Genomic DNA, 25,894 nt, shown 5'->3' on the forward strand with positions numbered 1-25,894 from the left:
TTCGTCAGCCGGCCGCGCCGAGCGCGGCGACGGCATCCTGCGCGATTTTCGCGATGGCCACATCGGCGGCGGCACGCTTGCCGAGGTTTTCGCCAAGTTCGGCGCTGGCCCGGCGCGCCGGCTCCGGCAACTGCCCCCACAACGTCGCGGCCGTGCCGATCCTGCCGGCGGCGATGGCGTTCTCGAGCCGCATCACCAGCGTCGCGGGGTCGTTGGCCCCGGCGTCGCCGACCGGGCGGATCGTGACGACGCGGCTGGCGATGCCGAGCAGCTTATCCTTCCAGCCGGCCGTCGCAGGCGTCATCTCTTTGGCGAAGAGCGCCTGATGCGTCTTGAACTGGGCCAGCAAGGCGCCGTTCGTCGGCGCGCCGGTGCTGGCTACGGCGTTGAGAGCGCCGATCTCGGCGGGCGCGCCACCGCCCTTCTCGAGCGCGGCGACATCGCTCGCGAAGGGCTTGCCCGAGACGATGGCGGTCTGGATGCGCTCGGCCAGCACGATGCGGGCCGCTGCCATGGATTGCGGGCTCGGCGCGGACGCCGTCCTGGCAAGCGTCTCGACGCTGCCGATGCGCTGGGCCGCCTGGTCTAGACGCTGCCCGATCGCGGCGGCGGCGGCCTCGGCGCGGCGCGCCTGATCGCTGAGGCCGGCGATCGCGCCCGCATCCGGGGTCTGGGCGCGCTGGGCCGCGGCGAGTTCGGTGGCGCGGGCGCTGGCGGCCTGGGCGTCGGCCCCAGCCTTGGCGGCGGCGGCCGTCTGGCTCTGCAGGGCCTCGGTCCGGCTCTGCAGATTCGCGATCTGGCTGCGCAGGGCCGCGACCTCCTCGGCGCCGATCGCCGGCGCGGCGCGGCCGAGCGCCAGCATCACCAGCCCCGCACCGATGACGCCGCCGACGATCCCGGCCAGCGCCATGGCGGGCAGAAGCGAGCGGCGCTCCTGCCGCGCAGGCTCGGGAGTCGGCGGAGTCGGCGCCGCGGTGTGGGGCTTGCCGTCCGTCTCGGCCGGCGGGGCCGCGAACTCGTGCGCCAGGGCCTCCGTCGGCAGCGCCGCCTCGGGCGATGGCGCGGCCTCCCTGGCGACAGGCGGCGTCTCGGCCAGTTCCACCGCCTTCGCCTCCAGCGTCGGCGGGGTGCGGCGGGTGCGCGAACGCGGCGTTTCCGGAATCCCTGGTTCGGCCATCGCGTCCCTGTCCGTCTCGACGCCGGTGGGCGCAGCGGCGCTGTCCTTAGCACCCTCCATGCCGCGATTGCGAGCGGAGACCTGATCGAGCGCGGCCAGCAGCGCCGCCTCTTCGGGATGCTCGGCGACGAGGACCGTATCGGCTCCGGCGGCGATCAGCGGCGCCGCCACCTCGGCCGAGAGCGCGACATGGGTCAGCGCCATGGCCTCGTCGCCGAGATGGACGGCGTTGGTCAGCCTGACGAAGGTCTCGGCGCCGCGCGGCGAATAGTGCAGCGCCGCGTCGACCTCGCCGTCGGCGATGGCTTTGGCGGCCTCCTTCGGCAGCATGGCGGCGGCCTCGGCCGCATAGGCCACCCAGGTCTCGACCGAGAAGCCCGCCTTGGCCAGCAATTCGGGCAGATCCTCGTGCCGGTCGCGGCCCGCGATCAGCAGCAGGCGCGCGCCTTCCGGCATGTTGCGCGCGATCAGTTCGGCGAGATCGTGCCGGTCGCCGCCTGCGCTGCGGGCATCGTCGAACCCGGCCGCGCGCGCGGCTTCCGCCGTGCGCGTGCCGACGCTGAAGACCGGCAGGTCGCGCCAGGCGGCCGGACCATCCGAGAGAGCCGGCACGGCGTTGGCGCTGGTCAGCACGATCGCGACGAAGTCCCCGGCGGGCGCGGCCTCAGGCAGCCGGGCGATCGTGAACAGCGGCGCCAGCACCGGCTCGTGTCCGCGCGCACGGATCGCCTGCGCGCTGCGCTGCGCGTCACTTTCGGGGCGGAAGACGAAGATGCGCATGAGATGTCCTTCGGTCCTGCCTAGCGTCAGCTGTAGATTCCATGCGGAGCCCGAACGCGCAGCGCGCGTCCAAGTTCGGCGCCCATTGCGGCGGCGTCGCTGGCGGCGGCGGTCTGCTCGTCTTCCGCGCTCGCCGTGCCGTCGGGCGAGAGCAGGAGCCCGCGCAGATGGACCTTGCCGTCCGACACTGTGGCGTGGCCCGCGATCGGGGTGCGGCAGGAGCCGTCGAGCTCGGTCAGGAAGGCGCGCTCGGCGCTAAGCGCGATGCCGGTGTCGCGGCACAGGATGGGGCCGAGGGCATCGGCCGCCGCCTCGTCGCCGGCGCGGACCACGACCGCGATCGCGCCCTGGCCGACGGCCGGCAGGAACTCGTCGACCGGCAGCACGCCCGAGACCTTGTCGGCGAGGCCGAGGCGTTTGAGCCCGGCCAGCGCGAGCAGGGTCGCGCCGATCTCGCCGCTCGCGACCTTGGAGAGCCGCGTGCCGACATTGCCGCGCAGTAGGATGATCTCCAGGTCGGGCCGCAGCCGCCGCAGCATCGCCTGCCGGCGCAGCGAGGCCGAGCCGACGACCGCGCCGCGCGGCAGGTCGAGGATGCGGCCGGCGTCGCGGGCGATCAGCGCGTCGCGGGCATCCTCGCGCGGCAGGTAGCCGGCGATGACGAGACCCTCGGGCAGGGCGGTCGGCAGGTCCTTGGCCGAGTGGACCGCGTAATCGATGCGTCGGGCAAGCTGGGCCGTGTCGATCTCCTTGGTGAAAAGGCCCTTGCCGCCGGCCTCCGCCAGCGGGCGGTCCTGGATCGCGTCGCCTGTGACCTTGATGATGTCGAGCGGCAGCTCCTCGACGTCCCAGCCATGGGCCTGGGCGAGGCGGCCGGCGAATTCGTGCGCCTGCGCCAGCGCGAGCGGGCTGCCGCGCGTGCCGATCACGAATCGGCCGGCTGCCCTGGCCTGAAGCGAAGCTGCGATCTCGGTCATGCGCCTTACGTCGTCCCCCGTTTTTACGGTCCTCGGGCGCTGCTTCCGGCCCGGATGAACCGACCGACGCCGCAGACCCTTGGCCTTATGCTCGCCCGCGCACTATACGAGGGAATTCCCGGCGCGAAACCGCCACGCCGCCGCATGTCCTGTAGCTCTTCGTTCCCTGGCCCTTCGCGAGACCCGATCGACCGACCATGCGTGTTCTGGGCATAGAGACGACTTGCGACGAGACTGCGGCCGCGATCGTCGGCCTGACGCCGTCAGGCCGGCCGAAGATCCTGTCGAACGAGGTGCTGAGCCAGATCGCGGCGCATGCCGCCTATGGCGGCGTCGTGCCGGAGATCGCGGCGCGCGCCCATGTCGAGGCGCTCGACCGCATCGTCGCGCGCGCCTTCGCGGAAGCCGATCTCGAACCGCACCAGATCGACGCGGTGGCGGCGGCTGCCGGCCCCGGCCTCGTCGGCGGCGTCATGGTCGGGCTGACCACCGCCAAGGCGATCGCGCTCGTCACCGGAAAGCCGTTCATCGCGGTCAACCATCTCGAAGCGCATGCGCTGACGGCGCGGCTGACCGACAACCTCGCCTTCCCTTACCTGCTGCTGCTGGTCTCGGGCGGGCATACGCAACTGCTCGCGGTGCGCGGCGTCGGCGACTATCTCAAACTCGGCGGCACGATCGACGACGCGGTCGGCGAGGCCTTCGACAAGATCGCCAAGATGCTGGGGCTGGCCTATCCCGGCGGGCCCTCGGTCGAGCGCGAGGCCGAGGCCGGCGATCCCGAGCGCTTCGATTTCCCCCGTCCGATGAGCGGGCGGCCCAAGCCCGACTTTTCGCTGTCTGGCCTCAAGACGGCGGTCAGGCTCGTCGCCGAGCGGATCGCGCCCCTGTCGGATCGCGACGTCGCCGATCTCTGCGCCTCCTTCCAGGCGGCGGTGGTCGATCTGCTCGTGGACCGGACGCGGGCCGGCCTGCGCGGCTGCCGCGAGGCCGGCGTCATGCCGAACGCGCTCGTCGTCGCCGGCGGCGTCTCGGCCAACCAGCCGATCCGGCGCGGGCTGACGCGGCTCGCGACCGAGGCCGGCCTGCCGATGATCGCGCCGCCGCCTTCGCTCTGCGGCGACAATGGCGCGATGATCGCCTGGGCCGGGCTGGAGCGGCTCAAGCTCGGCATGGTCGACGACATGGGCGCGCTGGCGCGGCCGCGCTGGCCGCTGGACGAGCTGCGCCCCAAGCCATGAAACGCCAGAAGCCATGAGCGGGGCGACGCTGTTCCAGACGATCGGCGTCGTCGGCGCGGGCTCTTGGGGCGCGGCCCTGGCGCTGGCGGCGGCGCGCGCCGGGCGAGAGGTCGTGCTCTGGGCGCGCGACGACGCCACGGTGGATGCGATCGCGACGCGCCGCGTCGCGCCACGCCTGCCCGGCGTGACCTTGCCGGAGACGATCCGCCCGACCGGGTCGCTGGCCGATCTGGCGCAGGCCCGCGCGCTCGTGCTGGCCGTGCCGACGCAGGCGCTGCGGCAGGTCTGCGAGGGCCTGGTGCTGGCCCTTCCGGCGGGGCTGCCCGCGATCTCCGCCGCCAAAGGCATCGAGCAGGGCAGCGATCTCTTCACCACCGAGATCATCGCGGACGCGTTTCCGGGCTCGGCGCCGGCGATCCTGTCCGGGCCGAGTTTCGCCGCCGATGTCGGGCGCGGGCTGCCGACCGCCGTGACGCTGGCCGCGGCCGACCCCTATCTCGCGCAGGCGCTGGCCGAGGCGCTGAGTTCGGCCGCCTTCCGGATCTATCACAGCGCCGATCCGCGCGGCGTCGAGATCGGCGGGGCGGCCAAGAACGTGCTCGCCATCGCGGCCGGCATCGCGATCGGACTGGGCTATGGCGAAAGCGCCCGCGCCGCGCTGGTGGCGCGCGGCTTCGCCGAATTGCGGCGTTTCGGCGCGGCCTATGGCGGCCAGGCGGAGACGCTGATGGGGCTATCGGGACTGGGCGATCTCGTGCTGAGCTGTTCCTCGCCGCAGTCGCGAAACTTCTCGTTCGGGCTTGCGCTCGGGCAGGGGCGAGCGCTGGCGGAGGCGGCCGGCGGCAAGCTCGCCGAGGGCGCCTTCACGGCGCAGGCCCTGGCGGGAATGGCGCAGGCGAGAGGGATCGAAATGCCGATCGCCGAGGCGATCGCGGGCGTCATCGCCGGGCGCGGCGGCGTGCGCGAGGCGGTCGCGGGCCTGCTCGCCCGGCCGATCCGCGCGGAATCGTGAGGAGAACGGCATGGCTGGCGACTGGTCCGATCTGAAGAAGCGCGTGGCGCGCGGCCTGGCCGAGGTCAAGAAGACCACGGGTTCGGAACTCGTCAGCGAGAGCCTGCCCGTGGCGCTTGCCGGCCGGGTGCCGGCCGGGCCGGTGATCCAGCTCCGGCGCAGACGGGTCGAGGACACCCATCGCTTCGTGCTGATCCTGCCCTTCGGCGAGGGCGAGGTCAGGGTCGATCTCGATCCTGGGGACTATGCCGCGCTGACGCGCGAGATGGTCCGTTTCTGGAACGAGAACGGGCAGGCGGCGTCGCGGCCGCCGGCGCCGCTACCAGAAGAAGAGTAGGCAATCGGCAGTAGGCAGTCGGGATAATCTCCGCTATCGACTGCCTATTGCCGATTGCCGAGCGTCCCATGCCCCACTGGCTGATCAAATCCGAACCGTCGACCTGGTCCTGGGAGCAGCAGGTCGCGGCCGGCGCGAAGGGGACGCATTGGGACGGCGTGAGGAACCACACCGCCAAGCTCAACCTGATGGCGATGAAGCAGGGCGAGCAGGTCTTCTTCTACCATTCCAACGAGGGGCTCGAGATCGTCGGCATCGTCGAGGTCGTCAAGGAGGCCTATAACTGGATACCGGGCGAACCCTGGGTGCTGGTCGATTTCAGGGCGGTGAAGCCGCTGCCCAGGCCGGTGACGCTGGCGCAGGTCAAGGCGGAGCCGAAGCTCGCCAAGATGGCGCTGGTGACCTCGTTCAGGCTCTCGGTCCAGCCGGTGACGGACGACGAGTGGGCGCTGGTCTGCAAGATGGGCGGACTTTAGGCGGGCGCGGCTTCAGCGTCGGTAATACGCCGAAAACGGCGGATAGCTCGCCAAGGCGCGCGGGCGATAGGGTCGCGCGCGATCGAGGACCGGAACCTGCGGCGCCTTGAGGCGGACCTCGACCGCGCTCGCCATCGCGGCCGGCAAGGGCTGGAAGGGGTCGGCGACGAAGTGCTCGCGCGTGCCCTCGCGCCAGGGCAGCCATGAGGTCTGACGCTCGTCATGCTGCTGGCCACGCGCGTCCGGAGCCAGTTCCGCCAGCAGGGAGGGATCGACGACCAGCGGGTGTTCGATCGCGGTGGCTTCGTCCGTCATCCAGCCCAGGGTCAGGTCGGAGAGGCCCATTTTCAGTCCATAGCCGCCGCCGATATCGGTATGCACGCCGGGAAACCAGATCTGCTTGATCTGGTCCTTCCGGGCTTCGCGCTCGTCCCAGAGGTCGGGCGCGAAGACGAGCCGGTTCTCGTCGATCGCCAGCGCCTGGCGGCCATGGGCGACGCCCTTGTCGAGCACCGGATCGTGAAACCTGTGGCGTCCCGGCAAGCTGCCGATCCCCGGCAGGCCGAGCGCCCGGACGGTGTCCCAGACGCCGACGAAATAGGGCGGCCGCGGGGCCGAGCCGTGCTCGGACCGGAAGCGCCCGGCCGCCGCCGCCCGCTGGTTGTCGTCGGTGGTCATGTAGACCTGCTCGACCGCCTGCTTCGCGAGTTCGCGGATGGCGGGCTCCTGGAGCGCCTCCGCGAAGGCGTCCCAACGCCTGACCTTCCTCTGGACGGGCGGAACGCCGCACAGGCCAAGCACGCCGCCAAGGCTGCGCACGGTGTAGGCGCCGCGACTGAAGCCGAACAGGAAGATGCGGTCGCCGGGCTCGCAGGCGAGCAACAGGGCGGCGTAGCAATCGATGATGTTGTCGGTGATCCCGTAGCCGGTGGCCCGGGCGAACCAGTCCTTCATGCGCCGGAAGGGGCCGCGAACCTCGCCGGCATCCGGGTTAGACCCCAGGCCCGGGTCGTAGAAGCAGAGCTGGCCGGCCGGATCGACATCCCGTGTCGCCTTGAAGAGGCGATAGACGTTGGTCCAGTTGATCGGGTTCACGCCGCCGGCCTGGCCGGTGCCGTCCGAGAAGATGCAGATCGTCTTGCCGGTTTCCATCGCGTGCTCCTTCAGCAAGGCCAGAACAACCCAGGATTGAGGGCAGCGTAAGCCACGCAGGATTTTTCTGCCACCAAAGTGCGAGGCGCGCACGCTTGCCGCGCGGACGCTGGTCCTTATGATGCCGCCGACGATACGAAACGGACCGAGGCCGGCGTTTTCGCCGGTTTCGGCAGCCGCGATGACCGACATCAAGACCGCGCCAATCAAGACGGCCCAAGTTCAAGACGCCCAAGTCTGGGGAGATGCCTAAATGTCCGAGACGATCCATGACGTGCCGGCCGCATGGGCCAAGAAGGCGCATCTCACCGACGCCAAATACAAGAAGATGTATGCGGCCTCGATCAAGGATCCGGACAGGTTCTGGGGCGAGCAGGGCCAGCAGATCGACTGGTTCAAACCCTACACCAAGGTCCGCAACGCCAGCTACAAGCCCGGCAAGGTCTCGATCAAATGGTATGAGGACGGCACCACCAACGTCGCCTACAACTGCGTCGACCGGCATCTGGCGACCCGCGCCAAGCAGACCGCGATCATCTGGGAGGGCGACGACCCGTCCGAGTCGAAGAAGATCAGCTATGGCCAGCTCTACACCGAGGTCTGCAGGTTCGCCAACGTGCTCAAGGCGAACGGCGTCAGGAAGGGCGACCGCGTCACAATCTACATGCCGATGATCCCGGAGGCGGCCTATGCGATGCTCGCCTGCGCGCGCATCGGCGCGGTGCATTCGATCGTCTTCGGCGGCTTCTCGCCGGATTCGCTCTCGGGACGCATCGAGGGCGCGGCGTCGGACGTGGTGATCACCGCCGACGAGGGCCTGCGCGGCGGGCGCAAGGTTCCGCTCAAGGTCAATGTCGATGCGGCGGCCGAGAAGGCGCCGGTCAAGACCGTGATCGTCGTGAAGCGGACCGGCGGCGACGTGACCATGAAGGCGGGCCGCGACGTCTGGTATCACGAGGAGGCGGCGAAGGTCTCAGGGCACTGCCCGCCGGTCGAGATGAAGGCGGAGGACCCGCTCTTCATCCTCTACACCTCTGGCTCGACCGGAAAGCCCAAGGGCGTGCTGCACACGACCGGCGGCTATCTCGTCTACGCCGCGATGACGCACAGATACGTCTTCGACTACCATGACGGCGAGATCTACTGGTGCACGGCCGATGTCGGCTGGGTCACCGGCCACAGCTACATCGTCTACGGTCCCCTCGCCAACGGCGCGACGACGCTGATGTTCGAGGGCATCCCGACCTATCCGACGATCTCGCGCTTCTGGGAGGTCATCGACAAGCACAAGGTCAATACCTTCTACACCGCGCCGACCGCGATCCGATCGCTGATGGGCGCCGGCGAGGAGCCGGTGAAGAAGACCAGGCGCAGGTCGCTGCGCCTGCTCGGCTCGGTCGGCGAGCCGATCAATCCGGAGGCCTGGGAGTGGTATCACCGCGTCGTCGGCGACCGGCGCTGCCCGATCGTCGACACCTGGTGGCAGACCGAGACCGGCGGCATCCTGATCACGCCGCTGCCCGGCGCGACCAAGCTCAAGCCGGGATCGGCGACGCGGCCCTTCTTCGGCGTGAAGCCCGAGATCGTCGACGCCGAGGGCAAGGTGCTCGAGGGCGCGACCGAGGGCAACCTCGTCATCGCCGAGAGCTGGCCCGGCCAGATGCGCACGGTCTATGGCGACCACAAGCGCTTCGAGGAAACCTATTTCGCGACCTATCCGAACAAGTACTTCACCGGCGACGGCTGCCGGCGCGACGCCGACGGCTATTACTGGATCACCGGCCGCGTCGACGACGTGATCAACGTCTCGGGCCACCGCATGGGCACGGCCGAGGTCGAATCGGCGCTGGTCGCGCATCCCAAGGTCTCGGAGGCCGCCGTCGTCGGCTATCCGCACGACATCAAGGGGCAGGGCATCTACGCCTATGTCACGCTGATGACCGGCGAGAAATCCTCCGACGCGCTGCGCAAGGAACTGGTCGCGCATGTGCGCAAGGAGATCGGGCCGATCGCCTCGCCGGATTTGATCCAGTTCTCGCCGGGGCTGCCCAAGACGCGTTCGGGCAAGATCATGCGCCGCATCCTGCGCAAGATCGCCGAGGACGAGTTCGGGGCGCTCGGCGACACCTCGACGCTGGCCGATCCGGCGGTGGTCGACGACCTGATCGCCAACCGGCAGAACAAGCGCAAGGCGGGGTAGGGCGGTCCTCAGCGCCGCCGCGGATCAATCTCGGGCAGGACGGGCGGCGTCGCCGGGCGCTCGCCCTCCGGCGTCGGCGGCGAGGGTTTTCGCGCGATGCGCAGCACGACATAGCTGCCGACCGCGGCCGAGAGCGTGACGATGTAAAGCAGCAGCCCCTGCGGGCCGATCGCCTGCATGAAGGCGCTGGCCAGCAGCGGGCCGATGGTCGAGCCGACGGCCCAGAGAAAGAGCAGCTTCGCCGAGATGCCGACGGCCCGCTCCGGGCCGAGCCTGAGATAGGTGTGCGTCACCGCGACGGTGTAGAGCGGGATGCTGCAGGCGCCGATCAGCGCGAAGAGGCCGGCGAGCACGGGCAGCGTCATCGGGACGCCGAGCGAGATCAGCGTCGCGAGCAGGCCCGCCGCGAACGTGGTGAGGGCCGTGCCGGCCAGGATGATCAGGCGGCTGGCGACGCGGTCGGCCAGGAAGCCGAGCGGCCATTGCAGCAGCAGCGCGCCGATCTGCACCGCCGCCGTCAGCAGGATGGTGCCGCGCTGGTCGAGCCCGATCAGGATGCCGTAGGCGGGCGCGACCGAGGTCAGCGGACCGCCCATCAGCCCGACATAGAGACAGCCGACGACGCCGGTCGGGGCCTGCCGCCAGAGCGAGCGCAGCATGACCGAGACCACCTCGCTGGTTTCCGGTCCCCGCGCGCGGGTCAGGCCGACCGGGATCAGCGCCAGCGAGAAGGCGATGCTGGCATAGAGGAAGACGTCAGGCGTCGTCAGCGAGACATAGCCGACGCCGATCTGCGAGCCGATCAGGGAGATGCGGTTGAGGATCTGGTAGGCGCCGAAGACGCGTCCGCGATGCGTGCCCCTGGCCTGTCCGCTGATCCAGCTCTCGATGCAGACCCCGAGTCCCGCCCCGCAGGCGCCCATGGCGAGACGCGGCAGGATCCAGGCCGTCTCCGGGATCAACGCGAAGGCGATGGTCGCGGCGGCCTGGAGCGACGCGAAGACGGCGAAGCCGCGGATGTGCCCGATCCGGCGGATCAGCGCCGGCGCGACGAAGCAGCCGGCGAGAAACCCGACCGAATAGGCCGAGCCGACCGCGCCGATCATGATCGGCGGCTGGCCGGAGGTCGCCATCCAGAGCGGCACGACCGTATGCACGATCGTGTTGGCGACCTGCAGGATCAGCGCGCCGCAGATGATCGCGCCGAGCGCGCCCATCGAGCTCTCGGTCCGCGCCATCGTCTCTGTCCCGCGCGCCGCGTCAGGCCCACTCGCCCTTGCGGAACACCGGCACGCGACCGCCGTCCTCGCGCACGCCGTCGATGTCGATCCGGTCCGAGCCGATCATCCAGTCGATATGGATCAGGCTCGCATTGCCGCCCTGCGCCGCGATCTGCTCGGGCGAGAGATCGGCCCCGCCGAGGAAGCATTTCGCGTAGCACTGGCCGAGCGCGATGTGGCAGGCGGCGTTCTCGTCGAAGAGCGTGTTGAAGAAGAGCAGTCCGCTCCGCGAGATCGGCGATGAATGCGGCACCAGCGCCACCTCGCCGAGCCGGCTCGCGCCGTCGTCGGTCTCCAGCACCTTGCCGAGCACCTCCTGTCCGCGCGTGGCGTGGGCCTCGACGATGCGCCCGCCCTCGAAGCGGACGGCGATGTTCTCGATCAGCGTGCCCTGATAGGAGAGCGGCTTGGTCGAGCGGACATGGCCCTCGACGCGCAGCGCATGCGGCGTGGTGAAGACCTCCTCGGTCGGGATGTTGGCGTTGCAGGTGACGCCGTTCTTCGCGGTCGAGGCGCCGCCCTGCCACTCATGGCCGTCCGCCAGCCCGATCGTCAGGTCCGTGCCGGGGCCGGTGTAGCGCAGCGAGGCGAAGCGCTGACCGTTCAGCCATTGCGTGCGCCTGGCCAGCGTCGCGTTATGCGAAGCCCATGCCTGTATCGCATCGTCGCGGTCGACGCGCGAGGCCGCGAAGATCGCCTCCGCCAGCTTGCCGACCGCGATGTCGTCGGCCTCGCCCGGAAAGACCTGCCGCGCCCATGACAGTGTCGGATAGGCGAGGATGTTCCAGTTGATGTCGAAGCCGGCGATCTTTTCCAGCGCCGGCTTGTAGGCGATCGAATTGGCCTTGCTGGCGCGGCCGACCTTCTGCGGATCCTGCCCGGAGAGCAGCATCGGATCGTCGCCGACGATGGCGAGGCGCGCCGTGTTGGCGGCGAAGGCCTTGGCCACGCCCTCGTAGAGCCAGCCGGCGGCGCGGTCGAAGCTGGCGTCGTTGGCGAACCTGTAGCGCGCCAGCGTCGTCTCCTCGTCGGCGAGCATCGGAACGACAAGGCCGGCGCCGGCCTTGTAGGCATGCTCGGCGATGCGGCGCACCAGCGGCAGGGCCGCGACCGGCGCTGTCAGGAACAGATCCTGCCCCTCCCGCAGGTTGAGGCCGACCTTGACGGCGACCTCCGCCAGACGGTCGAGCCTGGCGGAATCGATCGGGGTGGTGTGCAGGGTCATGAGCGGAGCGGCCGTTTCGGGATTCGTCGGGAGCGCATTGCTCGCCGAATTCCGGCCGCGGTCAACCCATGGCGCAAGGTCAGCGTCGGCCGCGCCGTTTCCCCGGCTCGAGCTTGCGGCAGTAGAGTTCGAGCCGGTGGCGCACGATCTCGTAGCCGAGTTCGGCGGCGATCCTGGCCTGCAGCGCCTCGATCTCGGGCGAGGAGAACTCGACCACCAGGCCGCTCTCGATATCGATCAGATGGTCGTGGTGCTGCTGATCCGCATGCTCGTAGCGCGAGACGCCGTCCTCGAAGGCGTGCCGCTCGATCGCCCCTTGCGTCTCCAGCAGCTTCATCGTGCGGTAGACGGTCGAGAGCGACAACGTCGGATCCTGCGCGAAGGCCCGGCTGAAGATGCCCTTGGCGTCGGGATGGTCGTCGGCCTCGGCCAGCACGCGCAGGATCAGCCGGCGCTGCTGCGTCATGCGCAGCCCGGCATTGCGGAGCTGGCCCTCGAAACCGGCCACGCGCTGATCGATTCCCGTCATGCAGACGTCATAGCAATGCTGAGAGGCGTTTGCAAAAAGCGTCGCGCCTGCTCCGAAAAATGGACACCGCTTTTTCGATCAGAGCATGGGCAACATTTTGATCAGGCGCGAATTATTTTTGCTCGGCCGCGATCGGCCGAGCGGAAAGCGGGCTTGTTGCAAATCATTGTCGGAAGCGTCAAAAGATGCAACGACTTGCAATCGCGTGAGGAGATCGTCCCAGCGACGCCAACCGACCCTGCGGAATGGGCGGGCGGGGCGCGTCGAAGAGGCTGGCATGGAAGGCCACCGCAGCCCTCACGCAGCCTGCCGCGTCTCGCCGTCCTGCGTATCGCTCTCGGCGCGGCTGACCGTGATGCTCTGGTTCAGGCACTGGCAGTTGAACTCGCTGGTCAGGAAGGCGATGTCGGCGGCGTCGCGGCCGCTGCCGATGCGGACCATGCCCTCGACGGGGGCGAGCCGCGTCGGATCGACCAGGTGCCAGCGCTCGCCGAGATAGACCTCGAAGACGGCGTGGAAATCCGGCGGGTCGAGATCGAGCGCATAGGCGCTGACCGCGCGGGCCGGAATGTTCAGCGCCCGGGTCAGGGTGATGCCGAGATGGCTGAAGTCGCGGCAGACGCCGGCGCGGTCGATGAAGGTCCGCTCGGCCGTGGTCGTCGCGTTGCTGACGCCGTGGACGTAATCGACATGCTCGTGCAGCCAGTCGAGCACCGCGAGCACGCGCGCGCCGCCCAGCGGCACGTCATGGAATTCACGCTGGGCGAAGCGCATGAATTCGTCCGAGGGGCAGAAGCGGCTCGGCAGCACATAAGGAAGCACCTCGCGCGGCAATTGCGACCAGTCGTGCTGGAAGGCATCCGGGCCAAGCGGCCTGCGCAGGCCGTTGTCGACGACGGCGCGGTAGCGGATCTCGACCTGCCCGCTCAGCGCGGTGCGGAAGCGGCGCTCGCCGGTCTCGGCGTCCTGGTCGCGGATCAGGGTCGCGTGCGGCGAGATCTCGAGGCTTTCCGACAGGATCGTCTGGTCGGGCGAGCGCGCCGCCTCGATCGCGGCGATCACCTGCGTGGCGCTGCCGAAGCCATAGGTCAGCACAGCCTCGATATCGAGCTTCATCCAAATTCCCCGGACCATCATGTGGTGAGACAGGCCAACGCCGCCCCGCCGCCGATGTTCCGGGCGATGATCAGGCCGCGTCCCGGGCCGCTTCCAAGCCCTGCGCCACCTCGGCGAGGATGGCGTAGGAGCGCTTGCGCGCCTGCAGGTCGAAGATCGGCGCGGTCGCCATGATCTCGTCGGCGAGTGTCGCCGTGATGAAGTCGGACAATTCGCGCGCGATCGTGTCCGCCGAGCCGACGAAGGCGTAGCGCAGCATCTGCGAGGCCTGCATCTTTTCATGCGGCGCCCAATGCCGGTCGATGTCGTCGACCGGGGCTTTCAGCTTGCCGCGCGTGCCGCGGATCATGTCGAGAAAGCGCAATTGCTGCGAGGTGAAGAGCCGGCGCGCCTGCGCGTCGGTATCGGCCGCGATCACCGAGACGCCCGGCATGGCATGGGGCTTGGCCGCTTGCGCCGAGGGTTTGAAGCGCTCGCGATACAGGCCGAGCGCCTGCATCAGCGCCTCGGGCGCGAAATGCGAGGCGAAGGCATAGGGCAGGCCGAGTTCGGCGGCGAGCTGCGCCCCGAACAGGCTCGACCCCAGAATCCAGAGCGGCACGTTCTGCCCCGCGCCCGGCACGGCCTGGATCGACTGGCCGGGCTCGGCCGGCTCGAAATAGGCTTGCACCTCCATGACGTCGCGCGGGAAGTCGTGCGCCGCATGCGGATCGCGCCGCATCGCCCGCATGGTCAATTGGTCGGCGCCGGGGGCGCGGCCGAGACCGAGATCGATCCGGCCCGGAAACAGCGCGTCGAGCGTGCCGAACTGCTCGGCGATGATCAGCGGCGCATGGTTCGGCAGCATCACGCCGCCGGCGCCGATCCGCATGGTCTTGGTCGCGGCGGCGAGCTGGCCGATCACGACGGCGGTGGCGGCGCTGGCGATGCCGGTCATGTTGTGATGCTCGGCGACCCAATAGCGCGTGTAGCCCAGTCCTTCGACATGCCGCGCCAGCTCGATCGATTTGCGCAGGGCGTCTCCCGGGCTCTCGCCCTCGTTGACCGGCACGAGGTCCAGCACCGAAATCGCAATCATGGCCGCTCCGTCCGCGTTTGCCGGCGCGATCATGCGCCGGTCCGACGCCCTGAGAATGGGCTGCGCCGGGGCGCGTTTCCAGAGCCGCGACGACGGCGTCATGCGTCCCTGCGCCCGGGTTCTGCGCGCGATCGCGGCGCCTGCGGGGTTTTTGGTGTCGGCCGGTTTCCCGATCTTATACGGAAACATTCGGACACAATTCGACGGGCGACCCTCGCAGAAGGCAGGCGTAGAGCCGTTTCGCGGCGGTTTCCGGCCGCGCTGGAGTCGAGGCAGGCATGAACCGGACGCCGCATATCCTGATGGTCGAGGACGACCGCGAGATCGCCAACCTCGTCTCGCGCTTCCTGCGCAACCACGACATGCGGGTGAAGGCCGTGCCGAACGGCCGCGAGATGGACGTGGCGCTGCGGGACGGGCGCTTCGATCTCGTCGTGCTCGACCTGATGCTGCCGGGCGAGGACGGCCTGTCGCTGTGCCGCCGGCTGCGCTCCGACGGCGCGATCCCGATCATCATGCTGACGGCCAAGGCCGAGGAGATCGACCGCATCCTCGGGCTCGAGATGGGCGCCGACGACTATCTGGTGAAGCCGTTCAACCCGCGCGAATTGCTGGCGCGGATCCGGGCCGTGCTGCGGCGCGCGCAGGCGCTGGCCCAGCCCGGGATCGGCGAAAGCATCACGATCACCTTCGAGGGCTGGAAGCTCGACAAGGCGGTGCGCCGCCTGTTCAACCCGGCGGGCGAGCGCGTCGCGCTGACCGGGGCGGAACTCGACCTGCTGCTCGCCTTCTGCGAGCGGCCGCGGCGCGTGCTCTCGCGCGACCAGCTGCTCGACCTGACCCAAGGGCGGGCCGCGGCCCCCTTCGAGCGCTCGATCGACGTGCTGGTCAGCCGGCTGCGCCAGAAGATGGAGCGCAATCCGCGCGAGCCCGAGCTTATACAGACGATCCGCTCGGGCGGCTACATGTTCTCGCCGGAGATCACGGCCGGATGAAACGCCTTTTCCTGCGGCTGTTGCCGGAGCGCGCGGCGGCGCAGATCGCGGTCATCGTCGTCGGCTCGCTGATCCTCGCCAATGTCGTCACGGCCGTCGTGCTCTTGGTGACGCTGCCGCGCGAATTCAGGCGGCTGCCGAGTTTTCCCTATGTCGTCGAGCTCGTCACCGTCGCGCGGCAGATGCAGGCGGCGGGAAGTCCCGAGGCGCGCGAGGTCGTCCTCTCCGCCGCGCTCGCCGCCAATCCGCGGCTGTCGCGGCTCGGCGACGGCGTGGCCGCCACCGCCCGGTCGCCGCACAAACTCGACCACGAGATGCAGAGGAGCCTGCAGGACGAGCTTCGCGGCATCGCCGACAGCTTCACCGTCGACAGGCAGGGCGGCGGTTTCCCCGGGCCGCCGCCGGTCGGCCTGCGCTTCCCCGACGGGTCCGGCCTCGTGATGGCGCCGCCGCCGATGACGCCGCCGCCGCGCGGGCTCGCCTTCATCATCTTCCTGATCGCGATGCTGGCCTCGCTGGCGACGCTGATCGGCCTCTTGTCGCTCTGGGCGACCCGGGCCGTGGTCTCGCCGATGACGCGGCTGGCCGAGGCCGCCGACCGCTTCGATCCCGACCGCGACGAGACGGTCGCGATCGCGCGCGGGCCGGTCGAGGTCAAGCGGCTGGCGGCTGCCTTCGGCGCGATGGCGCGCCGCATCCGGCGGCTGATCGACGAACGCACGCGGATGCTCGCCGCCGTCAGCCACGATCTGCGCACGCCGATCACGCGGCTGCGTCTTCGCGCCGAGGACATCGGCGAGGCGGACAAGCGCCAGGCGATCCTGTCCGATCTCGCCTTGATGGAGCGCATGGTCGGCGGCGCGCTGTCCTATCTGCGCGAGGGCCGCGCGTCGGGCAGCATGGTCGCGACCGACATCCCGGCGCTGCTCCAGACCATCTGCGACGATTTCGGCGATCTCGGCCATATCGTCGTCTATCAGGGATCGATGCGCGCCTCGGCGCTGTGCGACTCCGACCAGATGATGCGGGCGGTGACGAACCTCGTCGACAACGCGATCAAGTTCGGCGGCAAGGCGGCCGTCAGGCTCGATGACGCCGATCCCGACCGGATCGCGATCACGGTCGAGGATGACGGGCCGGGCATCGCGGCGGAGGAGCGCGGGAAGGTGTTCGAGCCGTTCTACCGCAGCGACCTGGCGCGGACGCTGCGCGAGGGCAGCGGCTTCGGGCTGGGCCTCGCCATCGTGCGCGCCATCGCCCAAGGACATCGCGGCGAACTCGCGCTGTCCGAGCGGCCCGGCGGCGGCTTGCGGGCGACGATCGCCTGGCCGCGCCGCTGGTAGCAGCGACAGACGCCCCGCCGGCCCGCCTTGCATGGCCCGCGTCCCGGCCCCGTCGCCAGGGGCATAGCGGCGCGTCCCGGACTGCGCCATCTTGCGCCGGACGCAACGCGACGGGCCCGGAAGCCCAGCCGGCAAGGCAGGACGCGTCGCAAGGGGAGGATGTCCGTGATCTACGAAGAGCGCGATTATCGCATCCGGGCCGGCAAGCTCGCCCAGTTCGTCGCCGTCTATGGCGAGTTCGGCCTGCCCCTGCAGAAGAAACATCTCGGCGCCTTCGTGTCCTATTTCACCACGGAGATCGGCGAGCTCAACCATGTCGTGGCGCTCTGGGGCTATGACAGCCTCGACGACCGGGCGGCGCGGCGCAAGGCGATGCTGGCCGATCCGGAGTGGCAGGGCTATCTCGCGCGCGTCGACGGGCTGATCGACATCCAGCGGACGCGCATCCTCACGCCCGTCTCGTTTTCGCCGCTGCAATGAGCGCCGCGCAAGCCAGCGCCGACGGGCGCTTCGAGGTCGGGACGGCCGACGGCGCCGTCCTGAAGGCTTGCAGCGAGGGCGCTGGCCAGCCGCTGCTGCTGGTCAGCGGGCTCGGCGGCACGGCCGGCTTCTGGGCCGACAACGCCGCGACGCTGGCGCGCTCATTCCGCGTGATCCGCTTCGACCAGCGCGGCATCGGCGCCAGCACGCGCGGGCAGGCGCCCTGCACCATCGCGCAGCTCGCCCTGGACTGCGCCGCGGTGCTGGACGCAGCCGGCATCGAGCGGGCCGTGCTGCTCGGCCATTCGACCGGCGGCTGCATCGGCCAGGAGCTCGGCCGGCTCGCGCCCGAGCGGCTCGACGGGCTGATCCTGAGCGCGACCTGGCTGAAGCCGAGCCGCTACATGTCCGGCCTGTTCGGCACGCGCCTGTCGATCCTCGACGCCGATCCGCTGGCCTATGCGACGACGGCCGCGCTGATGGCCTATCCGCCGACATGGCTCGAGGCGCATTGGCAGACTTTTGAGGCGGCGGCCAGGGCCGCGCCCGTCTCAGTGGAGGCGCGCGCCGTCGTGCGCGAGAGGATCGAGGCGCTGCTGGCCTTCGACGGTTCGACCTACGCGGCTTCGCTGGCCATGCCGGTGCTGATCCTGGGCGCGCGCGACGACATGATCGTGCCCTGCTTCCTGCAGGAGGAACTCGCCGCCGCGCTGCCGGGCGCGCGCAAGACCATGCTCGACACGGGCGGGCATTTCTTCCCGGTCTCGCGGCCCGACGCCTTCACCGCGACGGTCGCCGAATGGATCGGAGAACTCGGGTGAGGAAGCGGCGCATCGTCCTGATCGGCTATGGTGCGATCGCGAGCGATCTCACTGCCGCGCTGCTTACGGCGGAGACGCCGGGCTACGACCTCGGCGTCCTGCTCGGCGCGGCCTCGCCATCGCGCGAGCGCGTGCCGCCGTCCTGCGTGCTGGTCCCCGACATGGCGGGGCTCAAAGCCTTCGCGCCCGATCTCGTGGTCGAGGCGGCCGGGCATGGCGCGATCCGGGCGCATGGGCCGGGCTGTCTCGCGCTCGGGCTGCCGCTGCTGGTCTCGTCGATCGGCGCGCTGCATGACGAGGCGCTGCTGAGCGCCTTGACCGACGCCGCCCGCGCCGGCGGCGGACGCATCCTGCTCCCGTCAGGCGCGCTCGGTGGGCTCGACTATGTCCGGGCCGTGCGTGGCGCGGCCGATCTTTCGCTGCGCTATGAATCGCGCAAGCCGGCGGCTGCGTGGAAAGCCGAGCTCGAGCGGCTCGGTCATGATCCCGCGCGGCTCGATGCACCCGTGACGCTGTTCTCGGGCGAAGCGCGCGCCGCCGCCGCCGCCTATCCGCAGAACCTCAACGTCGCGGCCGCGCTGGCGCTGGCCGGTCCGGGCTTCGCCGGCGTCGAGGTCGCGGTGGTCTGCGATCCGGCGGCGGCCGGCAACACCCATGTCGTCGCGGCGTCGAGCGCCTTCGGCACGATGCGCCTGGAGATCGCCAACCGGCCGTCGCCCGCCAATCCCAAGACCTCGTGGATCGTCGGGGCCGCGCTGATGGCCGCGATCGAGCAGTATTTCTCGCCGATCCAGATGCTTTGAGCGCGGTGACGCGGAACGACGCGGCCGCCAACGCGTTCTCCGATGCAAAGCCGGCCCCGCCGGCTCGAAAGATGAGGGAACGATCATGGGCGCCACCGCCAATCCCGCCAAGGAGAGCCTGCGCCGGGAGCAGGCAGCCCAGAAGCGCGCCGCCAAGGGCAAGAGCAAGGACGCCGCTCTGCACGACGCGCTGAAGGAGACCTTTCCGGCGAGCGACCCCGTCGCGACGCAGGCCCCGACCAGACCGGGCAAGGCGGCCAAGAAAACGGCGTAGCAGGCGCTTTCGCCCGGCTGGATCCGAGATCCGCGCGCTGCGGACGCCGCCGCGACGGTCTGACCTCGTGGCCGTCTGACGCCTTATCCGAACCGGGCGATCTCTGGATGGCGCAACCTCCCGTCACGCACGACTTCGACGCCGCGACCGGCATCGCGCTGATCGCCTTCGATCGCCCGAAGGTCCTGAACGCGATCGACCTCGCGACGGCACGAGCCTTTGGCGAGGCGGTCGCGCCTTGACGCATCGCGAAGGCTTGCGCTGCATCGTCCTGCCCGGCGCGGGGCGGGCCTTCATGGCCGGCGGAGACGTGGCGAGCTTCGGCGATGAGCCCGCCGAGGTCCGACCAGATCGAGGCCGAGCGCCAAGGCCTTCCTCGCCGCGACCGGGACCGCCGACTTCGCGGAAGGCGCGCCGCCTCCTCTGCAAGCGCGAGCCGGTCTTCGCCGGCCGCTGAGGCAGGTTATTTCGCCGAGGCCTCGTAGACGAACAGCGTCGACTTGCCGTCGTCGGGCATGAAATAGGCGCGGATGCCGTCGCCCGTCGGCTCGACCCAGAACGGGTTCTGCGTCATCGGCAGGCCTGACGGCGACCAGAGCTCGACCGGCATCTGGAAGATCGGCCGGTTGTCCTTCAGATCGACGATCTCGAAGCCGCCGAGCCGGAAGACCGGCGCGTCCGGTCCGGCGCGGTAGGCATTCAGGCCCGAGCACAGCATGCGGCTCGAGCCGATGAAGTGGCAGTCCTGATAGTCGATATAGAGGGCGGGATTGGCGACGCGCAGCTGTTCCGGCGGGGTCGCGAGATTGGTCGGCTTGCCGTCGGCCCCGAGCGGCCATGTGTAGAAGCGGCGCGAGCCCCATGAGACGCCGTGCAGCGACTTGTCGTCTGTGTTGTGGACGATGCCGCCGACATGATCCTTGAAGCGGAACACCTCGGTCGCCTTCAGCGTCTCGGGATCGACCTTGTAAATGATCGACTGGCTGTCGGGCCGGTATTCGGCGACCGGAACCCAGATGTCCTTGCCGTCGAAATCGATGCCGCCGGGATGATAGATCGAGCCTTCGCCGAGCGTCACGCTGCCCAGCAGCTTGCCCTGCGCGTCGATCTTGTAGAGATGTCCCGCGCCTTCGCCGGTGTCGCGGTCATAGCCGTCCTGCGGGGTGGGGAAGCGCGTCGTCGGCTTTTTGATCTCGACGGAGGAGACGAAGAAGGCGTCGCCGATCTTCAGCATGCCCTGCGGATGGTTCGTCGGGAACTGCATCGGGATCGCCGCGACCTGCTTCCATTGCGTGGCGCGCGTCAGCTTCGGCAGCAGGGTGGCGAGGGCCGGGTCGGCGGCCTGGGCTGGCGGGGCAGCGATCAGGCCGGCCGCGACGAACATGCTTGCGATCAGGGTTCTCATCGGCGTTTCCCGTGCCCGGTCCGGCGATCCGGTCGCGGGCGAATGCGCTGCGGATGGTCGAGGCTAACGACCGTCGGTGACGCCCGCACGACATCCGGACGGGCAGCCCGCGGCCGCTCTTGCGTCGGTCGGAAAATTAGCCGGCAAGGCGATCTTGGGCAAGCGGATCGTTTTCCAGCAGGATCGGCCGGCCGTGCGGGGTCGCCTCCGCGGCGCGCGCCCAAGCGGCGGCGAGCGCGTCGATCCCGTCATGGGACGCCAAGCCCTTGGCGACGAGCAGATGCTCCAGCGCCTCGCACCAGCGCTCGTAATAATCCGACCCGTCGCGGCAGCCGCCATGCGCGACCGCCTCCGCGATCTCGGCGCCCAGGGCCTGCGCCCATTCGTCGGCGGTGAAGACGCCCTTGCCCTGCAGCGCCACGACGAGCGCGAAGGCCTGCGCCTGCCAGGGCTCGGCGAAGACCGGGCCGTCCGCGTCACGCGGGATCGGTGTGCCGGCCGCGAGCGCCAAGGCGAGATCGGCCTCAGGCCGGCTCAAGATAGCTCTCCCAGGCCTCGATGCTGACGCTGGTCGCGGGGTCGGCGTCGCGGCCCCAGAGCTCCGGGCCGGCAAAGACGACGGTGTAGAGCCATTGCGCCGTCTCCCGCTCGCCATGCGCGCCGGTATCGGGGAAGACATGGCAGCCGCTGACGCGCTCGATCATCCCTCGCTTGCCGCGCGCATAACGCGGCAGACGAGTGTGGTGCTGTGGATGCATGACGATGGTGCGGACCTTGTCACCGATCGCGAAGCGCGCCGGGGCCTGCGCGTCGCGCTCATAGGGGAAACCGCGCCGCAGCATCGCCGCGACCTCGTCGCCCTTGAGGACGCGTTTCGGCGTCTTCGGCGGGCTCAGCGGCTCGCCCTTGTCGAGTTCGGCCTCGCTCAGAAAGCCATGCCGGACCAGCGTCGCGTTCAGCGCCGTCAGCCAGATCTGGTAGTAGCTGAACGAGAGGTAATCGGCTGGGGGCAGGCTTTCGCGGGCATGGCGGATCTCGTCGATCGTCCAGTGGCCCATCGCGCCGGCGGCGACGTTCAGCGCCAGCACGCGCTTTTCCCACTCGCCATGGAAGACCGGCTCGTTCGGCTCCGGCCGGACCGGGCCGAAACCCATCTGGCCGCCGAGATCCTGGCCGCCGTTCATGGCGCGGCCTCGACGAGAGGGAGGCCGGCGCCGATCATCGAATCGCGGGAGACGATCTCCGCGAGCCGTTCCTCCGGCCAGCCCTCGGTGCCGTCTGGCCGCATCGGGACGACGATGAAGCGCGTCTCGGCGGTCGAATCCCAGACGCGGATCTTCCGGCCTTCCGGCAGGGTCACGCCGAAATCGGCGAGCACGCCGCGCGGGTCGATCACAGCCTTGGCGCGATAGGGCGGGGATTTGTACCAGACCGGCGGCAGGCCGAGCACCGGCCAGGGATAGCAGGAGCAGAGCGTGCAGCAGATCAGATTGTGCTGCTCGGGCGTGTTGAACACCGCGACGATATGCTCGCCGCCGCGCCCGCCATAGCCCAGTTCCGCGACGGCGGCCGTGCCGTCGGCCTTCAGCCGCGCGGCGAAGTCCGGGTCGGTCCAGGCCTTGGCGACGACGCGCGCGCCGTTGCGCGGGCCGATCCTGGTCTCGTAGGTGTCGACGATGGCGTCGAGCGCGGCGGGATCGACATAGCCCTTCTCGACGAGCAGCGTCTCCAGCGCCTTCACCCGCGCCTCGATCGGGGCGAGGTGGTTGTCGTGGTCGTGATGGTGTCGGCTCATCCCGTGCGCTCCATCCAACTCTCGGCCCTCATCCTGAGGAGCAAGCAAGCTCGCGTCTCGAAGGATCGTCCAGCCCGACTTTACCCCTACCGGAGCATCCTTCGACACGCCGCTTCGCGGCTCCCCGGCCTCGCCCTGAGGAATTCACGCGATCCTCACGCGCACCGCCCGCTCGAACCTGACCGCGAAGGCGACGAGCGATTTGTCCGAGTCCTTCGGCCCGATCAGCGAGAGGCCGAGCGGCGCGCCCGCGCGCCGCGCCACCGGCATCGTCACCTGCGGAAATCGGGACAGCCCGGCGAGGCAGAGCAGGCGCAGCGCCCGGTTGCGGAAATCGTCGAGTTCCGGCTCCGGCGCGCCGACCAGCGGCGCGATGTCGGGCACGGTCGGCAGGATCAGCACGCCGTCGGAGCCGAGCATTCGCGCCAGCTTGGCGCGAAACCCGTTCCGGGTCGTTCCGGCCTTGGCGTATTCGGCGTCCGTGACGGATTTCGAGAAGGCGAAGCGCTCGGCGACGCCCGGGCCCAGCGGTGGGGCGAAGCGCTCGATCATCGCCCCGTCCGTGAGCCAGGCCTCGCGGCCCTGCACCCAGCGGAAGGCCCAGTAGAGCGCGTCGAGATCGCGCGCGACCGTCACGGTCTCGGGCTCGCCAAGTGAATGCATGGCGCGCTGGACGACATTGCGCAGGATTGTCTCGGCCTCGGGCACGGCCTGGCCAAACATGTCGTCGGCCAGCAGCAGGCGCGGCGTCTCAGGCAGCGCGATCCGGTCCTTGCCGAAGACGGCGTCAGAGACGCGCGCGAAGGTCTCGCCGTCGCGGCAGAACCAGCCCGGCGTGTCGAGGCTCTCCGACAGCGGCCAGGCGCGCTTCAGCGAGAGCCGGCCATGGCTCGGGCGGATGCCGAAGAGCCCGCCATAGCTCGCCGGCGCGCGCACCGAGCCGCCGGTGTCGGAACCCAGCCCGATATCGGCGAGCCGGCCGGCGACCGCCGCCATCGAGCCCGAGGAAGAGCCGCCGGTGATGCGGTCCGGCGCCGAAGGATTTACGGGTGAGCCGAAATGCGCGTTCTTGCCATTGAGCGAGAAGGCCAGCTCGTCGGTATGGGTCTTGCCGACGAAGCGGGCGCCGGCGTCGAGCAGCGTCTTCACGATCGGCGCGGTCTTGGTCTTGACGCCGGACTGCGCCAGCACGAACGGCGAGCCGGCACCGGTCGGATAGCCCTTGACGTCGAACAGGTCCTTGACCGCAAGCGTCAGCCCCGCGAGAGGGCCGGACGGCGCGCTCTTCACGGCCACGTCCGGATAAGGCACGAAACAGCGGAACGGGTCGTCGACAGGCATAGCGTCAAATCCCTTGTCAGATACCCTGCGCGTCGCCGTCGGAACGCGGATCATGCGTCGCCTCGACCTCGCCGCGCGGATGTTTCAGCAGCATGCCGGCATGGCCGAACTGGTCGGAATAGGCTTCCGAATATTCCTCGACAGGATGGCCGGCGGCGGTCAGCCGCGCCAGCAGCATCGGGTCGAAGCGGCTCTCCAGCTTGAGCGAGACCGAGCCCGCGCCCCAGGTCTTGCCGAGCAGCCAGCGCGGCGCGTCGACGGCGGTGGCGAGGTTCTGGCCGAAGCGGTAGCGCGACAGGATCTGCGCCTGGAATTGCGGCTGGCCGTCGCCGCCCATCGCGCCATAGGACAGGATGCGACCGTCATCGAAACGCGCGAAGGCCGGGTTGAGCGTATGGAAGGGTTTGCGGCCGGGCTGAAGCGGATTCACGGCGGTTCCGTCGAGCGAGAAGGAAACGCCGCGGTTCTGCCAGTGGATGCCGGTCTTGGGCAGCACGCAGCCCGAGCCGTATTCCCAGTAGAGCGACTGGATATAGGACACGGCCATGCCGGTGCCGTCGATCGCGCCCATCCAGATCGTGTCGCCATTGCCGGGTTTTGGCGGCCACGGCGCGGCGCGCCTGCGGTCGATCGCGGCGGCCTCGCGGGCGAAGACGGCGTCGGTCAGGAAGCTCGCCGGATCGGCCGTGAGATGGTCCGGGTCGGTGATGTGGCGGTCGCGGATGACGAAGGCGCGCTTCACCGCCTCGACCAGCCCGTGATGATGGTCGAAGCCCTCCGCACGCGTGACTCCGAGCTTCTCGAAGATGCCGAGGATCAGCAGCGAGGCCAGCCCCTGCGTCGGCGGCGGGAAATTGTAGAGGGTCAGCCCCTCGAGCTTGAGCGCGAGCGGTTCCACCATCCGGGCCTGATAGGCCTCGATGTCGCCGCGCGTGACGGGGGAGCCCATCGCCGCTAGGTCGGCGGCGATCTCGCGGCCGATGTCGCCGCGGTAGAAGTCGTCGAGCCCGGCGGCCGCGAGCTGCTTCAGTGTCGCGCCCAAGGCTTCGGGCCTGCGGCGCGCGCCGGGCTTGGGCTGCTCGCCGCCCGGCCAGAAGAAGCTGCCGAAGCCGGGCGCGAGCTTGGTCGCCTCGACCTCCTGGGGCCAGGTCCGCAACTCCGATGGGGAGACGTCGTAGCCGGCGTCGCAATGGGCGATCGCATCCGCGAGCAGGTCTTTCAGCGGCATCCGGCCGCCGAGCGAGGCCGAGAGCGCGAGCGCCGCGTGCCAGCCGGCGATCGCGCCCGCGACCGTGATCGCGGCGTCGGGTCCGCGCGCCGGCAGCGTGTCGTGGCCCTTCTCGCGATAGCGCTCGATCGTGGCGAGCGAGCCCGCCGGGCCGCAGGCCTCGATCGCGTGGACCTTGCCGCCGGGCTGGCGCGCCAGCCAGAAGCCGTCGCCGCCCACCGAATTCATGTGCGGGTAGACGACCGCGATGGTCGCCGCCATCGCCACCATCGCCTCGATCGCGTTGCCGCCCTCGGCGAGGATGGCGCGCCCGGCCTGAGAGGCAAGCGCATGGGGAGCGGCGACCGCGGCTGAGGCAAAAACGGGCGTATCGATCATCAGGGTCTTTTCAAGCGGGGAGGGAACGACCATGTGCTGTTAGCGACGGACGCCGGCGGCGCGATTTTGTTGCATGCCGCCGCAGCCTCCGCTAGGTCGTCCTGGGCATTAAGTGTCTTTGTCATCCTGGAAGCTGGGATCGAGAGAATGGCCGAAAGGCGCAGCAACGGGCGCAACCTGATCATGGTCGTGTCGCTCGGCATCCTGATCGCGGTCGAGCTGTTCGGCGTCGCGCTGGCGGCGGGCTGGGCGCTCGCCGGCCTGTTCGAGCTCGGCACGATCTTCGAATACATCCTGATGGCGCTGTTCTCGGGCTTCGCCGCCTACGCCATGCTCAATTTGATGCGCCGCGTCATCAAGGTCGAGCGGCTGGGGCAGGGCGGCTGAGACCGCGGCTGAGCGAGAGCTGCCGAGCCTGCCGTCGCTTCGCCATGCTTCGAGGCGATAGCTC

At 69.8% G+C, this 25,894-nt stretch carries 27 protein-coding genes; 13 read left to right on the forward strand and 14 right to left on the reverse strand.

The window, feature by feature from the left end; genetic code table 11:
* Positions 1 to 4 precede the first annotated feature (4 nt).
* A complete protein-coding gene (locus AC1RRW_RS18050) occupies positions 5 to 1,957 on the reverse strand; it encodes a uroporphyrinogen-III synthase (RefSeq protein ID WP_492902485.1) in 1,953 nt (650 codons plus the stop codon).
* Between the two features lie 26 nt (positions 1,958 to 1,983).
* The gene (gene hemC / locus AC1RRW_RS18055) at positions 1,984 to 2,934 is read right to left on the reverse strand and encodes a hydroxymethylbilane synthase (RefSeq protein WP_492902486.1); all 951 of its coding nucleotides are present in this window, start codon (positions 2,932 to 2,934) and stop codon (positions 1,984 to 1,986) included.
* 197 nt (positions 2,935 to 3,131) lie between these two features.
* Here hemC and tsaD point away from each other — a divergent pair, with 197 nt between their 5' ends.
* The 4 genes from tsaD (at position 3,132) to AC1RRW_RS18075 (ending at position 6,000) form a co-directional block, all read left to right on the forward strand.
* A complete protein-coding gene (gene tsaD / locus AC1RRW_RS18060; RefSeq protein ID WP_492902488.1) occupies positions 3,132 to 4,175 on the forward strand; it encodes a tRNA (adenosine(37)-N6)-threonylcarbamoyltransferase complex transferase subunit TsaD in 1,044 nt (347 codons plus the stop codon).
* A gap of 13 nt (positions 4,176 to 4,188) precedes the next feature.
* Positions 4,189 to 5,187 (forward strand): NAD(P)H-dependent glycerol-3-phosphate dehydrogenase, encoded by a 999-nt coding sequence (locus AC1RRW_RS18065; RefSeq protein ID WP_492902490.1) that lies wholly within the window; start codon positions 4,189 to 4,191, stop codon positions 5,185 to 5,187.
* 10 nt (positions 5,188 to 5,197) lie between these two features.
* Positions 5,198 to 5,524: a hypothetical protein gene (locus AC1RRW_RS18070; RefSeq protein ID WP_492902492.1), complete on the forward strand. Its 327-nt coding sequence runs from the start codon at positions 5,198 to 5,200 to the stop codon at positions 5,522 to 5,524.
* A gap of 68 nt (positions 5,525 to 5,592) precedes the next feature.
* Positions 5,593 to 6,000: an EVE domain-containing protein gene (locus AC1RRW_RS18075; protein WP_492902494.1), complete on the forward strand. Its 408-nt coding sequence runs from the start codon at positions 5,593 to 5,595 to the stop codon at positions 5,998 to 6,000.
* Positions 6,001 to 6,012: 12 nt separating this feature from the next.
* Here the strand turns inward: AC1RRW_RS18075 and AC1RRW_RS18080 are convergent, their stop codons facing one another.
* A complete protein-coding gene (locus tag AC1RRW_RS18080) occupies positions 6,013 to 7,152 on the reverse strand; it encodes a T6SS phospholipase effector Tle1-like catalytic domain-containing protein (RefSeq protein ID WP_492902496.1) in 1,140 nt (379 codons plus the stop codon).
* A gap of 253 nt (positions 7,153 to 7,405) precedes the next feature.
* Here AC1RRW_RS18080 and acs point away from each other — a divergent pair, with 253 nt between their 5' ends.
* Positions 7,406 to 9,352, forward strand: coding sequence for an acetate--CoA ligase (gene acs / locus AC1RRW_RS18085; protein ID WP_492902497.1), 1,947 nt, complete (start codon positions 7,406 to 7,408; stop codon positions 9,350 to 9,352).
* 8 nt (positions 9,353 to 9,360) lie between these two features.
* Here acs and AC1RRW_RS18090 read toward each other — a convergent pair whose 3' ends face one another.
* The 5 genes from AC1RRW_RS18090 to AC1RRW_RS18110 form a co-directional block, all read right to left on the reverse strand.
* The gene (locus AC1RRW_RS18090; protein ID WP_492902498.1) at positions 9,361 to 10,590 is read right to left on the reverse strand and encodes an MFS transporter; all 1,230 of its coding nucleotides are present in this window, start codon (positions 10,588 to 10,590) and stop codon (positions 9,361 to 9,363) included.
* Between the two features lie 22 nt (positions 10,591 to 10,612).
* Positions 10,613 to 11,857: an aminopeptidase gene (locus tag AC1RRW_RS18095; RefSeq protein WP_492902500.1), complete on the reverse strand. Its 1,245-nt coding sequence runs from the start codon at positions 11,855 to 11,857 to the stop codon at positions 10,613 to 10,615.
* A gap of 79 nt (positions 11,858 to 11,936) precedes the next feature.
* A complete protein-coding gene (locus AC1RRW_RS18100) occupies positions 11,937 to 12,386 on the reverse strand; it encodes a Fur family transcriptional regulator (RefSeq protein WP_492902502.1) in 450 nt (149 codons plus the stop codon).
* A gap of 297 nt (positions 12,387 to 12,683) precedes the next feature.
* A complete protein-coding gene (locus tag AC1RRW_RS18105) occupies positions 12,684 to 13,502 on the reverse strand; it encodes a transglutaminase-like domain-containing protein (protein WP_492902503.1) in 819 nt (272 codons plus the stop codon).
* A gap of 70 nt (positions 13,503 to 13,572) precedes the next feature.
* Positions 13,573 to 14,580 (reverse strand): LLM class flavin-dependent oxidoreductase, encoded by a 1,008-nt coding sequence (locus AC1RRW_RS18110; RefSeq protein ID WP_492902505.1) that lies wholly within the window; start codon positions 14,578 to 14,580, stop codon positions 13,573 to 13,575.
* Between the two features lie 278 nt (positions 14,581 to 14,858).
* Between AC1RRW_RS18110 and AC1RRW_RS18115 the strand changes: the two genes are divergently transcribed.
* The 7 genes from AC1RRW_RS18115 to AC1RRW_RS18145 all read left to right on the forward strand — a co-directional run bounded on the left by AC1RRW_RS18115 (position 14,859) and on the right by AC1RRW_RS18145 (position 19,538).
* Positions 14,859 to 15,575 (forward strand): response regulator, encoded by a 717-nt coding sequence (locus AC1RRW_RS18115; RefSeq protein WP_492902507.1) that lies wholly within the window; start codon positions 14,859 to 14,861, stop codon positions 15,573 to 15,575.
* On the forward strand, positions 15,572 to 16,918 hold the full coding sequence (locus AC1RRW_RS18120) for a sensor histidine kinase (protein WP_492902509.1): 1,347 nt from the start codon (positions 15,572 to 15,574) through the stop codon (positions 16,916 to 16,918). Before AC1RRW_RS18115 ends, AC1RRW_RS18120 begins: the two co-directional genes overlap by 4 nt.
* A 159-nt stretch (positions 16,919 to 17,077) precedes the next feature.
* Entirely contained in the window at positions 17,078 to 17,398 is a 321-nt protein-coding gene (locus tag AC1RRW_RS18125) for an NIPSNAP family protein (protein WP_492902510.1), read from the forward strand.
* Positions 17,395 to 18,219, forward strand: coding sequence for an alpha/beta fold hydrolase (locus AC1RRW_RS18130; protein WP_492902512.1), 825 nt, complete (start codon positions 17,395 to 17,397; stop codon positions 18,217 to 18,219). Before AC1RRW_RS18125 ends, AC1RRW_RS18130 begins: the two co-directional genes overlap by 4 nt.
* Positions 18,216 to 19,022, forward strand: a complete 807-nt coding sequence (locus AC1RRW_RS18135) for an aspartate dehydrogenase (RefSeq protein WP_492902513.1) — start codon at positions 18,216 to 18,218, stop codon at positions 19,020 to 19,022. Before AC1RRW_RS18130 ends, AC1RRW_RS18135 begins: the two co-directional genes overlap by 4 nt.
* Positions 19,023 to 19,107: 85 nt before the next feature.
* Positions 19,108 to 19,296 (forward strand): hypothetical protein, encoded by a 189-nt coding sequence (locus tag AC1RRW_RS18140; RefSeq protein ID WP_492902515.1) that lies wholly within the window; start codon positions 19,108 to 19,110, stop codon positions 19,294 to 19,296.
* 107 nt (positions 19,297 to 19,403) lie between these two features.
* Positions 19,404 to 19,538: a hypothetical protein gene (locus AC1RRW_RS18145; protein ID WP_492902516.1), complete on the forward strand. Its 135-nt coding sequence runs from the start codon at positions 19,404 to 19,406 to the stop codon at positions 19,536 to 19,538.
* Between the two features lie 221 nt (positions 19,539 to 19,759).
* On the opposite strand, the gene AC1RRW_RS18150 is transcribed toward AC1RRW_RS18145, so the two are convergent.
* From AC1RRW_RS18150 to AC1RRW_RS18175, 6 genes are all read right to left on the reverse strand, one after another.
* Positions 19,760 to 20,701, reverse strand: coding sequence for a DUF6454 family protein (locus AC1RRW_RS18150; RefSeq protein WP_492902518.1), 942 nt, complete (start codon positions 20,699 to 20,701; stop codon positions 19,760 to 19,762).
* A 136-nt stretch (positions 20,702 to 20,837) separates the two neighbouring features.
* On the reverse strand, positions 20,838 to 21,239 hold the full coding sequence (locus tag AC1RRW_RS18155) for a nitrile hydratase accessory protein (RefSeq protein WP_492902520.1): 402 nt from the start codon (positions 21,237 to 21,239) through the stop codon (positions 20,838 to 20,840).
* Positions 21,226 to 21,885 (reverse strand): nitrile hydratase subunit beta, encoded by a 660-nt coding sequence (gene nthB / locus AC1RRW_RS18160; protein ID WP_492902522.1) that lies wholly within the window; start codon positions 21,883 to 21,885, stop codon positions 21,226 to 21,228. Before nthB ends, AC1RRW_RS18155 begins: the two co-directional genes overlap by 14 nt.
* Positions 21,882 to 22,496, reverse strand: coding sequence for a nitrile hydratase subunit alpha (gene nthA / locus AC1RRW_RS18165; protein WP_492902523.1), 615 nt, complete (start codon positions 22,494 to 22,496; stop codon positions 21,882 to 21,884). The genes nthB and nthA overlap by 4 nt, the downstream gene beginning before the upstream one ends.
* Before the next feature lie 144 nt (positions 22,497 to 22,640).
* Positions 22,641 to 23,837: an amidase gene (locus AC1RRW_RS18170; RefSeq protein ID WP_492902525.1), complete on the reverse strand. Its 1,197-nt coding sequence runs from the start codon at positions 23,835 to 23,837 to the stop codon at positions 22,641 to 22,643.
* A gap of 16 nt (positions 23,838 to 23,853) precedes the next feature.
* Positions 23,854 to 25,443 carry a gamma-glutamyltransferase family protein gene (locus AC1RRW_RS18175; RefSeq protein ID WP_492902527.1) on the reverse strand — a complete coding sequence of 530 codons (1,590 nt, stop codon included), beginning with the start codon at positions 25,441 to 25,443 and terminating at the stop codon, positions 23,854 to 23,856.
* A 147-nt stretch (positions 25,444 to 25,590) separates the two neighbouring features.
* Here AC1RRW_RS18175 and AC1RRW_RS18180 point away from each other — a divergent pair, with 147 nt between their 5' ends.
* Positions 25,591 to 25,830 carry a hypothetical protein gene (locus AC1RRW_RS18180; protein ID WP_492902529.1) on the forward strand — a complete coding sequence of 80 codons (240 nt, stop codon included), beginning with the start codon at positions 25,591 to 25,593 and terminating at the stop codon, positions 25,828 to 25,830.
* Positions 25,831 to 25,894 lie beyond the last annotated feature (64 nt).

It is taken from the genome of Allobosea sp. GW821-FHT12C12, assembly GCF_058807355.1.

Coding starts and splice junctions, on each gene's coding strand:
- AC1RRW_RS18110 (WP_492902505.1), bottom strand. CDS start 14,580: ATGATTGCGATTTCGGTGCTGGACCTCGTGCCGGTCAACGAGGGCGAG.
- AC1RRW_RS18120 (WP_492902509.1), top strand. CDS start 15,572: ATGAAACGCCTTTTCCTGCGGCTGTTGCCGGAGCGCGCGGCGGCGCAG.
- AC1RRW_RS18115 (WP_492902507.1), top strand. CDS start 14,859: ATGAACCGGACGCCGCATATCCTGATGGTCGAGGACGACCGCGAGATC.
- acs (WP_492902497.1), top strand. CDS start 7,406: ATGTCCGAGACGATCCATGACGTGCCGGCCGCATGGGCCAAGAAGGCG.
- AC1RRW_RS18140 (WP_492902515.1), top strand. CDS start 19,108: ATGGGCGCCACCGCCAATCCCGCCAAGGAGAGCCTGCGCCGGGAGCAG.
- AC1RRW_RS18130 (WP_492902512.1), top strand. CDS start 17,395: ATGAGCGCCGCGCAAGCCAGCGCCGACGGGCGCTTCGAGGTCGGGACG.
- AC1RRW_RS18145 (WP_492902516.1), top strand. CDS start 19,404: ATGGCGCAACCTCCCGTCACGCACGACTTCGACGCCGCGACCGGCATC.
- AC1RRW_RS18105 (WP_492902503.1), bottom strand. CDS start 13,502: ATGAAGCTCGATATCGAGGCTGTGCTGACCTATGGCTTCGGCAGCGCC.
- tsaD (WP_492902488.1), top strand. CDS start 3,132: ATGCGTGTTCTGGGCATAGAGACGACTTGCGACGAGACTGCGGCCGCG.
- AC1RRW_RS18090 (WP_492902498.1), bottom strand. CDS start 10,590: ATGGCGCGGACCGAGAGCTCGATGGGCGCGCTCGGCGCGATCATCTGC.
- AC1RRW_RS18075 (WP_492902494.1), top strand. CDS start 5,593: ATGCCCCACTGGCTGATCAAATCCGAACCGTCGACCTGGTCCTGGGAG.
- AC1RRW_RS18070 (WP_492902492.1), top strand. CDS start 5,198: ATGGCTGGCGACTGGTCCGATCTGAAGAAGCGCGTGGCGCGCGGCCTG.
- AC1RRW_RS18095 (WP_492902500.1), bottom strand. CDS start 11,857: ATGACCCTGCACACCACCCCGATCGATTCCGCCAGGCTCGACCGTCTG.
- AC1RRW_RS18175 (WP_492902527.1), bottom strand. CDS start 25,443: ATGATCGATACGCCCGTTTTTGCCTCAGCCGCGGTCGCCGCTCCCCAT.
- AC1RRW_RS18065 (WP_492902490.1), top strand. CDS start 4,189: ATGAGCGGGGCGACGCTGTTCCAGACGATCGGCGTCGTCGGCGCGGGC.
- AC1RRW_RS18080 (WP_492902496.1), bottom strand. CDS start 7,152: ATGGAAACCGGCAAGACGATCTGCATCTTCTCGGACGGCACCGGCCAG.
- AC1RRW_RS18050 (WP_492902485.1), bottom strand. CDS start 1,957: ATGCGCATCTTCGTCTTCCGCCCCGAAAGTGACGCGCAGCGCAGCGCG.
- AC1RRW_RS18100 (WP_492902502.1), bottom strand. CDS start 12,386: ATGACGGGAATCGATCAGCGCGTGGCCGGTTTCGAGGGCCAGCTCCGC.
- AC1RRW_RS18170 (WP_492902525.1), bottom strand. CDS start 23,837: ATGCCTGTCGACGACCCGTTCCGCTGTTTCGTGCCTTATCCGGACGTG.
- AC1RRW_RS18180 (WP_492902529.1), top strand. CDS start 25,591: ATGGCCGAAAGGCGCAGCAACGGGCGCAACCTGATCATGGTCGTGTCG.
- nthA (WP_492902523.1), bottom strand. CDS start 22,496: ATGAGCCGACACCATCACGACCACGACAACCACCTCGCCCCGATCGAG.
- AC1RRW_RS18150 (WP_492902518.1), bottom strand. CDS start 20,701: ATGAGAACCCTGATCGCAAGCATGTTCGTCGCGGCCGGCCTGATCGCT.
- hemC (WP_492902486.1), bottom strand. CDS start 2,934: ATGACCGAGATCGCAGCTTCGCTTCAGGCCAGGGCAGCCGGCCGATTC.
- AC1RRW_RS18125 (WP_492902510.1), top strand. CDS start 17,078: ATGTCCGTGATCTACGAAGAGCGCGATTATCGCATCCGGGCCGGCAAG.
- nthB (WP_492902522.1), bottom strand. CDS start 21,885: ATGAACGGCGGCCAGGATCTCGGCGGCCAGATGGGTTTCGGCCCGGTC.